Source organism: Natronocella acetinitrilica, from assembly GCF_024170285.1.
Lineage (GTDB): Bacteria > Pseudomonadota > Gammaproteobacteria > Nitrococcales > Aquisalimonadaceae > Natronocella > Natronocella acetinitrilica.
On sequence record NZ_JALJXV010000010.1, the window covers coordinates 136737 to 150991 of the forward strand.

Here is a 14255-nt window from a genome sequence, read left to right on the forward strand (position 1 = left end):
GAGTGACACTCAATGATCAACAAGACACTGACAGGCCTGATTGCCGCTGCGACGGCCTCGGTTTTCCTTGCCAGCGCCCCGGCCCAATCCCAGGTCGAGGTGGATTCCAACCTGCCCGTCTATGAGTCCGTGTCCGGCGTGTCCGGGAACCTGACCTCCATCGGGTCCGACACGCTCAACAACCTCATGACCTTGTGGGCAGAGGAATTCAACGCCTTCTATCCCAACATCAACATCCAGATCCAGGGTGCTGGCACCTCGACTGCGCCGCCAGCGCTGGCCGAGGGCACGGCCAACTTCGGGCCGATGAGCCGGGTGATGCGCGACAGCGAAATCGCCGCTTTCGAGGAGGCCCATGGTTATCCCCCCACCATGGTGCGCGTCGCGATCGACACCATCGCGGTGTTTGTGAATCGGGATAACCCCATTGAAGGCATGACGGTCCCGCAGGTCGATGCGGTATTCTCCGCTACCCGTCGCTGCGGTTACCCTGAAGACATCACCCGCTGGGGGCAACTCGGGCTTGAGGGTGCCTGGGCCAACCGGGATATCACGCTGTACTCGCGTAATGCCGTGTCTGGTACCTACGGCTTCTTCCGCCAGCACGCATTGTGCGATGGAGACTTCAAGGACGGCATGAATGAACAGCCTGGTTCCGCTTCCGTGGTGCAGGGCGTGACCGAGTCGTTGAACGGTATCGGCTATTCGGGCATTGGATATGAGACTTCCGGCGTTCGCGCGATTGCGCTGGCCCGTGATGAGGATGCCCCGATGGCGGCGCCAAATGCCGAGAACGCGGCCTCTGGCGACTATCCGCTGGCTCGCTTTCTGATGCTTGCCGTCAACAAGCACCCGAACGAGGACCTGCAGCCCCGCGAGCGTGAGTTCCTCCGTCTGGTACTGAGCCGTCAGGGCCAGGAAGTGACTGTGCGTGACGGTTTCATTCCGCTGCCGGAACCGGTCGCTGCTCAGGAACGTGAGAATCTGGGTATTCAATAAGCGACTTGTGTTTGTGTAGCCGCCGGCTTGCCGGCGGCTACTCTTTTGGACGCTGCCTGACACACCGCGCAGCACCACCGCCTGCCTGCTGCTTGCGCTTCCTCAAGCCGTTTGTCGCACTGCAAGAAAATAAAAAAATCAATAAATTCAATAAAATATAGCTGTAACATTGGCGTCATATTGGCGGCGTAGCATCCCCGGCAACTGATACCGAACCAACACCTCGGGAACCGGACCTCATGACGGACGTCAGCAACGCATCCGCCGTCGGGCGCGAAAAGCAACGCATACAGGATTTGCTTCCCAGCGGCGAGAAGCGGGCCCGCCTGCGCCGTTGGCGCAGTGCCAAGGATTACAGCGCCAAGTATCTGATCGCCACATTCGGCTTCAGCGTCATCATCGCCCTTGGGCTGATCTTCGTCTATCTGTTCTCCGAAGTCCTGCCTATGCTGAAACCGGCTTCGGTGGGCGAGACGGTGGAATACGATTCACCGGGGGGTAACCCGGCGCAGACCGTGCAGGTGGCGAGTGATCGCCACCGGGAGCTTGGGGTGCGTTTCACCGATGACCGGCGAGCGGTGTTCTTTCGGCCGTTGACGGGTGAGGTGACGCGTGAGTACAACCTGCCGTTCCCCGAGGGCGTTGCCATCACCGCCCGCGGTCGAGCGGAGCCGCGCACGCGCCTTGTTGCCTATGGCCTGGAAAATGGTCAGGCCCTGGTAACACGGCATACGTTCAGCGAGACCTTCAGTGACGGTCGCCGCGACGTGACCGGCAACATCGAATACCCCCTCGGAGACGAAGATACCGCGCTTCTCGACGTAGTCGAGGACGGCACGCCGATCACTCAGATCGCTGTTCAGGAGGGTAGCCGGGGGATTTCCGTGGTGGCCGCGCTGGCCGATGGTCGTTTGCGGTTCGTGCAGTTTGAAACCACCACATCGTTCATGACGGGCGAAACCACGGTTGAGCGGCAGGTCTACGATCTGGAGCGCCCCCCGGGGGATTCCGAGATTACAGCCATCCTGCTGGATATCACCATGCAGAATCTGCTGGTCGGCGACGATGATGGACGGGTGCACTATTACAACGTCCGGCGCCCTTCCCAGGCTCGCATCGTGGATTCACGCCGTGTCACACCCGACGCCGACGCCGCGGTCACCAGCATGGAGTACCTGCTCGGGACCGTGTCGTTGATCGTGGGCGGCTCCGATGGCTCTGTGGGCCAATGGTTTCTGGTACGTGACGCTGACAACGTGCAGCGCATTACCTTTGTTCGCGGCTTCGAGGGCCACGACGCGCCGGTGACCGTGATTGCGCCGGAGTATGCACGTAAGGGCTTTGCCACGGCGGATGAGACCGGGCGGGTGAAGGTGCACTACTCCACATCCCACCGGACCGTGCTGGACACCCAGGTTACCAATGGCCCGATCCGCACCCTGAGCTTTGCCCCCCGGGCCAATGCGCTTTATACCGTGGACGATGAGGAGCGCTTTCGGGTTGTGGCGGTGAATAATCCTCACCCGGAGGTGTCCATGGCCGCCCTGTGGGATCGGGTGTGGTACGAAGGTCGCTCCAGCGAGGAGTTTGTCTGGCAGTCGTCTTCGGCGACTGATGAATTCGAGCCCAAATTCTCCCTGGTGCCTCTGACGGTTGGCACCTTGAAAGCGGCCTTCTACGCCATGCTGTTTGCAACGCCCCTCGCCATTCTCGGGGCCATCTACAGCGCCTACTTCATGGCGCCGCGCATGCGCGGCATGGTGAAGCCCACCATCGAGATCATGGAGGCCCTGCCCACGGTCATTCTGGGCTTTCTCGCCGGCCTCTGGCTGGCGCCTTTCGTGGAGAACCATATCCCGGCAGTTTTCAGCATCGTCATACTGATGCCAGTACTGATGGTGGCCTTTGCCTACCTCTGGACGAGAATGATTCCGGAGGGCCTGCGTCTTCGTGTCCCGCCGGGCTGGGAGGCAGCCCTGCTGATCCCGGTCGTGCTGGCGATCGGCTGGTTCTGCGTAACCATGAGCCCGTTGATCGAGATCTGGTTCTTCAACGGTGATTTGCGGCAGTGGCTGACGGACGTGGGTATTACCTACGACCAGCGCAATGCCCTGGTGGTTGGCGTGGCCATGGGCTTCGCCGTCATTCCGACCATCTATTCCATCTCCGAGGATGCCGTTTTCAACGTGCCCAAGCATCTGACCCAGGGCTCGTTGGCCCTGGGTGCGACGCCTTGGCAAACGGTGACCAAGGTGGTCTTGCTGACAGCAAGCCCCGGCATTTTCTCGGCGGTGATGATCGGTTTCGGCCGGGCCGTGGGGGAGACCATGATTGTACTCATGGCCACCGGCAACAGCCCGGTGGTGAACTTCAACATCTTCGAAGGCATGCGCACCCTGTCGGCGAACATCGCGGTGGAGATGCCCGAGGCCGCAGTCGGCGGCACTCACTTCCGCATCCTCTTCCTCGCGGCGCTAGTGCTCTTCGTTCTCACCTTCATCATGAACACTGCGGCGGAGCTGGTGCGCCAGCGTCTGCGCCGCAAGTACAGCTCGCTGTGACCGGCGCCTATCCGATCAAGCAAGGGAAGATGGCATGAATAACTGGTTCAAGAGTGGCACGCCCTGGGTCTGGTTGAACGCCGGTGCCGTGGCCATATGCCTGGTCATGGTGGTGGGGCTGCTGCTGCTGATTGCCACCCGTGGGCTTGGGCACTTCTGGCCGTCCAACGTGATGGAGTTCGACTACGCAGCCCCTGGTGATGAGCCCGTGCGTGTGCTCGGCGAACTCAGCCGATCGGAAACCATGACCGCCCAGGCAATGCGGGAAGCGGGATACGAGGTCCCCGAAGGCCAGGATGTGGTCACGCGCCATCTGATCAAGCGCGGCAACCGGGATGTGACCAACCGGGACTTCGTCTGGTATGTCGGCGAGAACATGTCCGAGTGGCGCTTTCCGCAAGACGCCATGGTCATCGAGCGCCTCACCTGGGGCGACTTCATTGGTTACCTGGTGGATTACCGGGAAGACGGTGAGGTGATCGCCTCCGGGCGTGAGGCCCGGGAAGCCTTCCAGGATCGTCTCGCCCAGACCCGTGAACTGGTGCGAGAGCGGGAGCGTATCGAACGCTTTGATATCGGCAACGTCAACTTCCAGATCGAGCAGGTGCGGCTGCAGCAGCGTGCGCTGGACATGAATCCCCAGCTGGGCGACGACGAACGTGCCGCCCGGGAAGCAGAGCTGGCGGAAGAGCGCGAGCGCCTCGAGCTTGCTTACGCCGAACTGGAGGAGCGTCGCAATGAGATCCGTTCGGAGGTGGCCCGCTTCACCATCACCGGGGAGTTGATGGACGGGGAGACCCGGGAAATTGCCCTGTCCGGCATCGTCAAGGCCTGGTGGCCCAATGACATGACGGTCATGCAGAAGACTGGTCACTACGTACAGACCTTCTGGGAGTTCGTCAGTGGTTTCCCGCGGGAGGCCAACACCGAAGGCGGAATTCTGCCGGCGATCTTCGGCACCGTGCTGATGGTGATGATCATGTCCATCGTGGTCACGCCTTTTGGCGTGATGGCCGCGATCTACCTGCGGGAGTATGCCAAGCAGGGGCCACTGGTGCGTACCATTCGCATTTCGGTGAACAACCTGGCTGGTGTGCCATCCATCGTTTTCGGCGTATTCGGTCTGGGCTTCTTCGTTTATGCGGTGGGCGGTTCGATTGACCGGGCGTTCTTCCCGGAGGCGCTGCCGGCCCCAACCTTCGGTGGTCCGGCGATCATCTGGGCCTCGTTGACCCTGGCGCTGCTGACGCTGCCGGTGGTGATCGTCTCCACGGAGGAGGGGCTGACCCGCATTCCCAGCACCATTCGCCAGGGCAGCCTGGCTCTCGGTGCGACCAAGGCCGAAACGCTGTGGCGCCTGGTGATTCCGCTGTCCGCCCCCGCCATGATGACCGGCCTTATTCTGGCCGTTGCCCGGGCGGCCGGCGAGGTGGCACCGCTGATGCTGGTGGGTGTGGTGAAGCTCGCTCCCAGTCTGCCCATGGACGGAAACTTTCCGTTCCTGCACCTGGACCGGGCCTTCATGCACCTGGGGTTCCATATCTACGACGTTGGCTTCCAGAGCCCCAACGTTGAGGCCGGTCGGCCGCTGGTCTACGCCACGGCGCTGATCCTGGTGCTGTTGATCATCGTGCTCAACGTCACCGCCATCACCATTCGCAACCACTTGCGCGAGAAGTATCGCAGCGAGAGCGATTAGCCATGTCCGTGGCCGCTTTCACAAAGCATCGACACACAGGGAATTTGCCATGAATGATCAATCCCAGACCCTGACCCGCGGCATGAGCAGCGGTGCGCTTGCCAGCAACCGCGGCGAGAAGCTCCGCCTGGCTAACGAGAAGCCCTGCATGGAGATGCGGGATCTCAAGCTCTTCTACGGCAACGACGAGGCCCTGAAGGGCATCAACATGACGATCCCCAAGGGCCGGATCACCGCCTTCATCGGCCCCAGCGGCTGTGGCAAGTCCACGCTGCTGCGCTGCATGAACCGCATGAACGACCTCATCGACATTGCCCGCATCGAGGGCGAAGTGCTGCTCGATGGCAACAACATCTACGATCCGAAGGTGGATGTGGCCGAACTGCGGCGGCGGGTCGGGATGGTGTTCCAGAAGCCCAATCCCTTTCCGAAGTCCATCTACGAAAACGTGGCCTATGGTCTGCGCCTGCAGGGTGTGAAAAACCGCCGGGCGCTGGACGAGGTGGTTGAAAAGTCGCTGCGCCGTGCCGCGCTCTGGGACGAGGTCAAGGACCGTCTGAACGAGAACGCCTTCGGCCTCTCCGGTGGTCAGCAGCAGCGACTGGTGATTGCCCGCGCCATCGCCATCGACCCGGAGGTGTTGCTGCTGGACGAGCCCGCCTCGGCGCTGGACCCGCTAGCCACCCTCAAGATCGAGGAGCTCATGTTCGAGCTGAAGGACGACTACACCATCGCTATCGTCACTCACAACATGCAGCAGGCGGCCCGCGTATCCGATTACACCGCCTTCATGTACATGGGTGAACTGATCGAGTACGCCGATACCGACACGCTGTTCACCACGCCGTCGAAAAAGCAGACGGAAGACTACATCACGGGCCGCTACGGCTGAGGTACCTCATGGACAAGTCGATCTTCACGCAGCACATTTCCCGCCAGTTCAATGAAGAGCTGGAGGATATCGTCAACCGGGTCATGACCATGGGTGGCCTGGTGGAGCAGCAGCTTCAGGATGCGGTGACGGCCCTGTCCGAGGGAGATACCGAACTGGCCGAGCGCGTGGTGACGCGGGATTACCAGGTCAATGCCATGGAGGTGGATCTGGATGACGAGTGCACCCATATCCTCGCTCGTCGCCAACCCACGGCCAGCGACCTGCGGCTGGTGATGGCGGTGATCAAGACCATCACCGACCTGGAGCGCATCGGCGACGAGGCGGAGCGGGTGGGCAAGATGGCCCTGCACCTGCTGGAGCAGGATCGTCAGGCCAGCCCCATGGCGGAAATCGGCCAGCTTGGCGAGTACGTCAACCGCATGCTGCACAACGCCCTGGATGCCTTCACCCGCATGGATCCGGAGGCGGCCGTGAAAACCGCGCAAATGGATATCAACGCGGACAGCCAGTACGAATTGATCATGCGACAGCTGTTGAAACAGATGAAGGAGGATCCAGAGTCGATTCCGAGGATGATGGACATCATCTGGGCGGTGCGGTCCATGGAGCGTATCGGCGACCGTTCCCGAAACATCTGCGAGTACGTGATCTATTTCGTCAAGGGCAAGGACGTCCGACATACAAGCTTCGAGAAAATGGCGGAAGAGGCCACCGGCGACCGGCGCTAGCTTGCAAGCATGGTGCTATGTCGACTGCCGCTGTGGTGCGTTACGCGCTGCGCGCTAACACACCCTACGGGTTGGATCGGGGAACCGCGGTCCGGCACGCCGCTCATGGACACGCCGTAAACCCATCCCTGGGGCTCGTATGCGAGGTCCCTCGCGCATACGGTCTCCGAGCGGCGCACCCGCACCCCGTTTGTGCCCTTGGCATAGGGGTGGCCCGGCTACCGCTGTTGTGGTGCGTTACGCGCTGCGCGCTAGCACACCCTACGAAAGGTATCGGGGAACGGGGTACGGGTACGCCGCCCGGAGACACGCCGTGGACCCATCCCTGGGGGCTCGTATGCGAGGTCCCTGTCGCATACGGTCTCCGAGCGGCGCACCGGACTGCGGTTTGTGCCTGTGCCCTTGGGGGCAACACCACCGCTGCTGCGGTGCGTTACGGCCTTCGGCCTAACACACCCTACATTTGACCTTGCCCGCCGTAGGGTGCCGTTAGCGCGCAGCGCGTAACGCACCGCTTGTGCCTGATCGGACGCCACACATCTGACCGTTGCCGTACAATCCCACGCCATGCGCGAGCGTCTCATCATACGGCCCTGGGTGGGCGGAGCCCTGTTCGGTTTCATCGCGGCCTATGCCTCGGGCTTCGGGCAGACATTCTTCATTGGCTTTGCCGGTGCGCCGCTGCAGGCGCAGCATGGCCTGAGCGATGGCCAGTTCGGCCTGATCTACGGGCTGGCCACCCTGGCGAGCGGGCTGCTGATGGCCTGGGCGGGCGGTCTCGCCGACCGTATCAACGCAAAGCCGTTGGCCGTCGCCATCGTCTGCACCCTCGCCGCAGGTTGCGTGCTTGTCAGCCTCTCCGGCGGCTTGCTGGCTCTGTTGCTGGGGTTCTTTCTGCTGCGCTTCGGCGGCCAGGGCATGCTGGGTCATCTGGCAGTGGTGGTGGCGGCGCGGTCTGGCAGCGCCCATCGCGGTCGTGCCGTTTCCTTCGCCACGCTCGGTTTCCCGGCAGCGGAGGCGACGCTGCCCCTCGCCGCTTCCCTGGTGCTGATGGCGCTAGCCGTGTGGCAGGGTGTGTGGTGGCTTGGCGCCTTGGTTCTCCTGCTGGTGGCACTGCCTCTGCTACTCTGGGTTCCGCTGCCTTCTTCCGCCCGGCCTTCGGCGCAAACAGGACGTGAAGAGTCCGCCTGGACGCGACGGGCGCTGATTGCCAACCCCGCGTTCCTGCGGCTGCTGCCCCTGATCTGCGCCCCGCCGATCATCGTCACCGCCCTGTTCTTTCATGCCGGTGCCGTCTCACGCGAATTCGATTGGTCGCAACTGCATCTTGGCGTCGGGCTGTCCGTTTTCGCACTGGGGCAGGTCGCGGGGATGCTCCTGGGCGGTCGGCTGGTGGATCGGTTTAGCGGCTATCGCTTGCTGGGTGCTTTCCTGCTTCCAATGCTGGTTGGGCTGCTGGCGCTTGGCCTGCTGGACGGCGGGACGGCACGCTGGGCCTACTTCATCGGCATGGGGGTGTCGGCCGGGCTGAATGCCGTATTGGCGGGCGTGATCTGGGTTGAAGCTTTCGGCACCGCTTCCCTGGGGACGGTGCGGGGGCTCTATGCGTCGATCATGGTGGTCTGCACCGCAGCGGCGCCGGTGCTGGTGGGGTTGCTGCTGGACGTCGGCCTGGGCGTGTCCGGGGTGGCGTTACTGTTCGCCGCTTATGTGCTCGCCGTGACGGTCACACTGGGTTGGCCGTTGTGTCTGCGTGGGGTGGAGGCCTCGGCTGTACGCTGATGCGGTGCGTTACGGCCTTCGGCCTAACACACCCTACATTTGACCTTGCCCGCCGTAGGGTGCCGTTAGCGCGCAGCGCGTAACGCACCGCGACAGGGGTACGTTGACAGACCAAGCCCTCATGCCGATGCCGCCGCCACGCCTTTACCCTTCCTTTCGCGCTGCGTCCCCGCATGGATCAGCCGCGACCTGAGATACCGCGAAATCAGGTCGATCACAAACACCGCCACCACGATCATGATGATGATGAAGCCCACCTCGTCCCATCGATGTGCGCGGATGCGGTCGGACAGGTGAAAACCGATGCCGCCGGCGCCGACAATGCCGAGTATGGTGGCCGAGCGGGTGTTGGATTCGAACATGTACAGCGCGTTCGACAGCATGATGGGCAGCACCTGGGGCAGCACGCCGAAGCGGATGACCTGTAGCCGGTTGCCGCCGCTCGCCTTCACCCCCTCGGCCTGTTTTTTCTCCGCATTCTCGATGGCCTCGGCATAAAGCTTGGAGAGCGTTCCGATGTCGCTGGTGGCGATGGCCAGCACACCCGCCAGCGGCCCCAGGCCGACAGCGCGCACATAGACCAGTGCCCAGACGAGGGAGTCCACGCCGCGGAGAAAGTCGAAGGAACGGCGAATGGAAAAGCGGAACACCCAGGACGGGATGATGTTGCGCGCGCCGAGAAAACCCAGCCCCAATGCCAGAATGCTGGCGATCAGTGTGCCGAGGAAAGCCATGCCGATACTTTCCATCAGCGCCTTGAACAGTTCCGGAAAGGCGCCACCGCTGCTCGGTGGAAACATGCCTCCGGCAATGACACCGATCCGATCCATGCCGTTGATGATGCGTGCAAGGCTGACGTTGAGGTAGTCCAGCGTTACCAGCAGGGCGATGATGGCGGCCACCCAGGCAGCCGCCAGGCCCAGGCGCTGCAATGGTGTGCGCCCGAAGGCCCGTGGGTACCGTGCTGCCAGGGCGGCCATGCGCTCCGGGGTCAGCTTGTTGGCCGTGGCAGCCATCAGAAGTTCTCCTTGCCGATCATGCGGTGGCGTAGCCGCTCGCAAAGCAGGTCGATCAGGGTCACGGTCAGCACCACCATCAGCACGATGGCGCTGATGTCCTCGTAGTAGTTGAAGCTGATGGCGTGGTAGAGCTCCTGGCCGATACCGCCGGCGCCGACGAAGCCGATGATGGCGGCGGCGCGGATATTCAGTTCCAGGCGCCACAGCGTGTAGGTGGTGAGATTGGGCAGCACCTGGGGCAGCACCGCGAAGCGAATCACCTCGAACCAGTTGGCGCCGGATGCGCGAAGTCCCTCCATGGGCCGCTCGTCGATGTTCTCGTTCACCTCCGAATACAGCTTGGCGAGAGCACCGATGCTGTGCACCGTCAGCGCGAGCAGTCCCGCCATGGGGCCGATGCCGAAGGCAACAACGAAAATGAGCGCGTAGACGACTTCCGGCACCGTGCGGGCGATTTCGGCGAAGCGCCGACAGACGAAGTACACCGCGTAGTTGTCCATCAGGTTGCGCGAGGCCGGGAAGCAGAGCAGCAATCCGCCGATGGCGCCGAACAGGGTTGCCAGCAGGGCGATGAGTATCGTGTCGAACAGCAGCTTCAACCAGCGTAGGAACCCGTAATACCAGTAGGCAATATCACCGAAGAATGTGGTCAGACCGATTTCCGGCAGGGTGCGAAACAGGTAATCACCCAGCCTGGGCAGCGCGCGACTCAGGCGATCGAAGGTGAACTGGCTGATGTCCGCCGACAGGTGCACGGCGATGGCGAACAGCACGCCGAAAACCACCAGTTGCAGGCGCTGGCGATTCCGATGGCGACGGAAGTCGGCCTCGAAGTTCACCACGGTTGGGTTCTGGTTGATCACTGACATGGTTTGTCCGCGCCGCATCCGGGGGTTGCGGGCCGGCACGAGGCCGGCCCGCAGACTGGTCTAGCGACGCCCCCGACGTTCGGCGGCCAGCTGTTGCCGCAACTCGATGGCGATCTCGTAGACTTCATGGTCCACTTCCACGTAACCCGGCGAATTGCCACGGGCCACTTCACGGAACACTTCCGGATTGTCCTCGTGCATGTTCAGGAACAGGTTGCGCAGATCATCTTTCATCTGTTGCGGCACATCGGAGCGAATGGCGATCACCGGGTTGGGGATGAGGTCGGACACCCAGATGATGCGGATGTCGTCGGCGTCCAGCACACCGCGCTCCAGCATCATGTGGATGCCGCCGCGAGTATGGGCCTCGACATCGTTGGTCCAGGTCACGGCGGCATCGTAGGCGCCGTCGAGCACGCCGATGATGCTCTGCTCGTGGCCACCGGAGAACACCACGTTGCCAAAGTGATCCTCGGGCTCGATGCCCATGCCGCGCAGGCTTACCAGCGGGAACAGGTAACCCGAGGCGGAGTTGGGGTCTGCCCAGGCGAAGTTGGCGCCGGCGAGGTCTTCGATGCTCTCGTAGTCGCTGTCGGCCCGGACGAACATCACCGCGTAGTACCCAATGGAGCCGTCCTCTTCCTGCGGCACTACCAGCGGCTCGACGTTGCCGTTGGTCTCGATCCAGGCGGCGGCATAGCCGCTGGCGCCCATGTCCATGACTTCGATCTGTCCCGAGGCAATGGCCTGGATGACGCCGGCGTACTCGGATGAGAGGTAAAGATCCAGGTCGACACCGAGCTTTTCCTGCACGTAGGCGTCAAAGCCCTGGTAGCGGGTGAGGGCGGCCCCCTGGGTTTCCACGCTTTGCACGCCGTAGCGGAAACTGGGGTATTCATCCTGCCACGCGGAGGCCGACGTTGCCGCGGTCAGCAGTGCCGTGCCGAGGGCAACGCCCAGGCAGGAGTGGGTGATGCGTAATTGCATGCTCATGATCGAATCTCCGTTCCAGGTTTCAGGGTCAAGTCATGGCGCGGCCGATCTCAGCCGACCTTGCGCTGGGCCTCCCCGGCGGGCAGCCGGGACGGGATACTTGTAGAAGTGACGCCTTCGTCGAAATCGGCGTCGTCTTCCGCGCCGTAGATGGCGCGGACGGTGGCGTTATCCAGGCCGTCCGGCGCGCCGTCGTAAACCACGCTGCCCGCGCGCATGCCCACCACCCGGTCGCAGTACTGGCGCGCCGTGTCCAGCGTGTGCAGGTTGCAGAGTACGGTGATGCCGTCCTCCTGATTGATGGCACGCAGAATTTCCATGACTCTGCGAGCACTGCGCGGGTCCAGTGAGGCGATAGGCTCGTCGGCCAGCAAGAGCGATGGTTGCTGCACCAGCGCCCGGGCAATGGCAACGCGCTGCTGCTGCCCACCGGATAGGGTGTCGGCGCGCTGCAGGGCAAAGGCGGCCATTTCGACGCGCTCCAGCGTCATGATGGCCATGGCCCGGTCTTCGCGGGTGAAGAGCTTGAGCACGGTCATGGCGGTATTGCGGTAGCTCAGCCGGCCCATCAATACATTGGTGAGCACATCGAGCCGCGGCACCAGATTGAACTGCTGAAAGATCATGCCGCACTGGCGCTGCCAGGCGCGCAGGGCACTGCCTTTCACGCCGGTGACGGTTTCGCCCTGCCAGAGTATTTCGCCGCCACTGGGATCGTTCAGGCGGTTGATGCTTCGCAGCAGCGTGGACTTGCCCGCCCCCGATCGACCGATGATGCCCACCATCTCGCCTTCGCGGATGGTCAACGAGATCCTGTCCAGCGCCGTGGTGTCGCCGAAGCGCTTTTCGAGGTCGCGAATTTCCAGCATGACGGGCCTCCGTCGGCGTGTGCCTACTGCTCAGGCCCTGCACTCTACCCAGCTGTTGTGACAGGAATATGAACTTTCGTCAGACGAAAATAAAAATAAATGAGAAATTTTCAATCGCGATTAAATTCGCTATAGTCCCGCGAACTCAGGGGGTTGCGATGGTATCTAGAACGGCAATGAATGTGGCGGCAACAGAATTCCGGCGACCGGCCTGGCTGGATGCGGCAGACGGCTTCCTGCTGGACATGGACGGCACACTGGTAGCCGCCGGCCGTCCACTGCCTGGCGCGGCCGAACTCCTTGCCGCCGTGGAGGGGCGCTTTGTTATCGTCTCCAACAACTCCACCGACGTTGCCAGCGGGCTGGCCCGCAAGCTCAATCGCATGGGGTTACCGGTATCCCCGGAACAGATCCTGCTGGCAGGGGAGACCGCCGTGCGCTGGCTGGCCGAACACCGGCCGGGGCTGCGTATTCTCCTACTCGGGAGTACATCACTGCATCGCCTCGCGCGTAATCTGGGCTTGCAGTTGGGAGAGGATTCACCTGATCTGGTGTTGCTGGCCCGGGACGTCCGGTTTGGTTATCGCCGACTGTGTCAGGTGGCGAACATGCTGCGCCATGGCGCGGAGTTGATGGTGACAAACCCTGACCTGACGCATCCTGGTGCGATGCCCCCCGAGATCGTGCCGGAAACCGGTGCCCTGATGCAGGCGGTGGTGGCCTGCTCTGGCGTCGAGCCGAGCATGATATTCGGCAAGCCGGAAACGCCATTGCTCGAGGAAGGGTTGCGTCGCCTGGGCATTTCGGCGGCCGCCGCAACCATGATCGGTGATAACGCCGACACGGATTTTCGTGGCGCGGCGCGGCTTGGTATCCCTTGTCTGCTGGTGGGCAGCGGCGCCTGTGTGCATGCCTCAACGCCGGCGGGACTGCTGCGCTATCCGGGCCTGGCGACAGCCCCGACGGAGGCCACCAATACGCCGGGGCGGTTCATCAATAGCGCTTGATGGACAGCACTTCCGATGTCCGCCGAATGGTGTCGGCGGCACCTTCATAGTCACGTAGCGCAAGCGCTGCGATCAATGCGTCGACGACTGCAAGCTGGGCAATGCGGCTGGTCATGGCCTCGGTGCGGAACTGCGTTTCCCGGGCCATGGTGTAGAGCACGATGTCGGCGTAGGCCTGAATCGGCGATTTGCCGAAATTGGTAATGCAGATGGTCGTGGCTCCCGCCTCCTTGGCAAGCCGCGTAGCTGCGAGAGTTTCGTGGGTGCTGCCGGAGTGGGAGACGGTGAGCGTGGCGACCCGCGGATTGGTGAGCGCTGCGCTGATGCTCTGGACGTGGGAATCCACCACCACCTTGCAGTTCAGGCCGATCCGCAACATGCGATAGCCAGCATCCTCGACGATGGGGGCCGCGCTGCCGATGCCGTAGAGTTCCACCCGTTCCGCTGCGACGATGGCGTCCACCGCCCGGGCCAGGGCGTCGGCATCCAGCGCCTCCATGGTGTCCCGCAGCGCCTGGATGTCGCTGCTGAATATCTTCTCGATTACCGCCTGGGGTTGATCCGACGGATCCAGGTCCTCGTGGATAAACTGCACCGGCTGGACCAGTTCCTGTGCCAGGATGATCTTCATCTGCTGAAAACCGCTGGCGCCCAGTTGCTTGCAGAGCGCTACCACGCTGCCTTCGCTGGCGCCCGATGCCTGTGCCAGTTCGGTCACGGACATGTGGATGACGTCCTGGGGGTGGCCGATGATGTAATCGGCAATACGCTGACCGGTGCGCCGCAGGCTCTCGCGCATGCTCTGTAGACGGGCCACGATTCCGCCCACTGGAG

12 protein-coding genes are annotated in these 14255 nt (G+C 62.7%); 7 read left to right on the plus strand and 5 right to left on the minus strand.

Annotated elements, in window-relative coordinates; all coding sequences use genetic code 11:
- Positions 1 to 12 precede the first annotated feature (12 nt).
- From J2T57_RS18955 to J2T57_RS18980, 6 genes are all read left to right on the plus strand, one after another.
- Positions 13 to 999, plus strand: coding sequence for a PstS family phosphate ABC transporter substrate-binding protein (locus tag J2T57_RS18955; RefSeq protein ID WP_253483453.1), 987 nt, complete (start codon positions 13 to 15; stop codon positions 997 to 999).
- A gap of 239 nt (positions 1000 to 1238) precedes the next feature.
- Complete coding sequence (locus J2T57_RS18960) at positions 1239 to 3560, plus strand: ABC transporter permease subunit (protein WP_253483469.1); 2322 nt, start codon at positions 1239 to 1241, stop codon at positions 3558 to 3560.
- 34 nt (positions 3561 to 3594) lie between these two features.
- A complete protein-coding gene (pstA, locus tag J2T57_RS18965; protein ID WP_253483472.1) occupies positions 3595 to 5259 on the plus strand; it encodes a phosphate ABC transporter permease PstA in 1665 nt (554 codons plus the stop codon).
- A gap of 82 nt (positions 5260 to 5341) precedes the next feature.
- Positions 5342 to 6151: a phosphate ABC transporter ATP-binding protein PstB gene (pstB, locus tag J2T57_RS18970; protein WP_436262720.1), complete on the plus strand. Its 810-nt coding sequence runs from the start codon at positions 5342 to 5344 to the stop codon at positions 6149 to 6151.
- Between the two features lie 8 nt (positions 6152 to 6159).
- A complete protein-coding gene (gene phoU, locus J2T57_RS18975) occupies positions 6160 to 6882 on the plus strand; it encodes a phosphate signaling complex protein PhoU (RefSeq protein ID WP_253483493.1) in 723 nt (240 codons plus the stop codon).
- A gap of 567 nt (positions 6883 to 7449) precedes the next feature.
- Positions 7450 to 8664: an MFS transporter gene (locus J2T57_RS18980; protein ID WP_253483496.1), complete on the plus strand. Its 1215-nt coding sequence runs from the start codon at positions 7450 to 7452 to the stop codon at positions 8662 to 8664.
- A 119-nt stretch (positions 8665 to 8783) separates the two neighbouring features.
- Here J2T57_RS18980 and phnE (J2T57_RS18985) read toward each other — a convergent pair whose 3' ends face one another.
- From phnE (J2T57_RS18985) to phnC, 4 genes are read right to left on the minus strand one after another with little or no spacing between them, the layout of a single operon-like run.
- Positions 8784 to 9680, minus strand: coding sequence for a phosphonate ABC transporter, permease protein PhnE (gene phnE, locus J2T57_RS18985; RefSeq protein WP_253483499.1), 897 nt, complete (start codon positions 9678 to 9680; stop codon positions 8784 to 8786).
- Entirely contained in the window at positions 9680 to 10552 is an 873-nt protein-coding gene (gene phnE, locus J2T57_RS18990; RefSeq protein ID WP_253483502.1) for a phosphonate ABC transporter, permease protein PhnE, read from the minus strand. Before phnE (J2T57_RS18990) ends, phnE (J2T57_RS18985) begins: the two co-directional genes overlap by 1 nt.
- Before the next feature lie 60 nt (positions 10553 to 10612).
- Complete coding sequence (gene phnD / locus J2T57_RS18995) at positions 10613 to 11545, minus strand: phosphate/phosphite/phosphonate ABC transporter substrate-binding protein (RefSeq protein ID WP_253483505.1); 933 nt, start codon at positions 11543 to 11545, stop codon at positions 10613 to 10615.
- A 50-nt stretch (positions 11546 to 11595) separates the two neighbouring features.
- The gene (phnC, locus tag J2T57_RS19000) at positions 11596 to 12414 is read right to left on the minus strand and encodes a phosphonate ABC transporter ATP-binding protein (protein ID WP_253483509.1); all 819 of its coding nucleotides are present in this window, start codon (positions 12412 to 12414) and stop codon (positions 11596 to 11598) included.
- Positions 12415 to 12572: 158 nt separating this feature from the next.
- On the opposite strand from phnC, the gene J2T57_RS19005 reads away from it, so the two are divergent.
- Positions 12573 to 13421 carry an HAD-IIA family hydrolase gene (locus J2T57_RS19005; RefSeq protein WP_253483512.1) on the plus strand — a complete coding sequence of 283 codons (849 nt, stop codon included), beginning with the start codon at positions 12573 to 12575 and terminating at the stop codon, positions 13419 to 13421.
- Here J2T57_RS19005 and J2T57_RS19010 read toward each other — a convergent pair.
- Complete coding sequence (locus J2T57_RS19010) at positions 13408 to 14238, minus strand: MurR/RpiR family transcriptional regulator (protein ID WP_253483515.1); 831 nt, start codon at positions 14236 to 14238, stop codon at positions 13408 to 13410. The two genes, J2T57_RS19005 and J2T57_RS19010, sit on opposite strands and share 14 nt — an antisense overlap.
- Positions 14239 to 14255 lie beyond the last annotated feature (17 nt).

Coding starts and splice junctions, on each gene's coding strand:
- J2T57_RS18955 (WP_253483453.1), top strand. CDS start 13: ATGATCAACAAGACACTGACAGGCCTGATTGCCGCTGCGACGGCCTCG.
- J2T57_RS18960 (WP_253483469.1), top strand. CDS start 1,239: ATGACGGACGTCAGCAACGCATCCGCCGTCGGGCGCGAAAAGCAACGC.
- pstA (WP_253483472.1), top strand. CDS start 3,595: ATGAATAACTGGTTCAAGAGTGGCACGCCCTGGGTCTGGTTGAACGCC.
- pstB (WP_436262720.1), top strand. CDS start 5,342: ATGAGCAGCGGTGCGCTTGCCAGCAACCGCGGCGAGAAGCTCCGCCTG.
- phoU (WP_253483493.1), top strand. CDS start 6,160: ATGGACAAGTCGATCTTCACGCAGCACATTTCCCGCCAGTTCAATGAA.
- J2T57_RS18980 (WP_253483496.1), top strand. CDS start 7,450: ATGCGCGAGCGTCTCATCATACGGCCCTGGGTGGGCGGAGCCCTGTTC.
- phnE (WP_253483499.1), bottom strand. CDS start 9,680: ATGGCTGCCACGGCCAACAAGCTGACCCCGGAGCGCATGGCCGCCCTG.
- phnE (WP_253483502.1), bottom strand. CDS start 10,552: ATGTCAGTGATCAACCAGAACCCAACCGTGGTGAACTTCGAGGCCGAC.
- phnD (WP_253483505.1), bottom strand. CDS start 11,545: ATGAGCATGCAATTACGCATCACCCACTCCTGCCTGGGCGTTGCCCTC.
- phnC (WP_253483509.1), bottom strand. CDS start 12,414: ATGCTGGAAATTCGCGACCTCGAAAAGCGCTTCGGCGACACCACGGCG.
- J2T57_RS19005 (WP_253483512.1), top strand. CDS start 12,573: ATGGTATCTAGAACGGCAATGAATGTGGCGGCAACAGAATTCCGGCGA.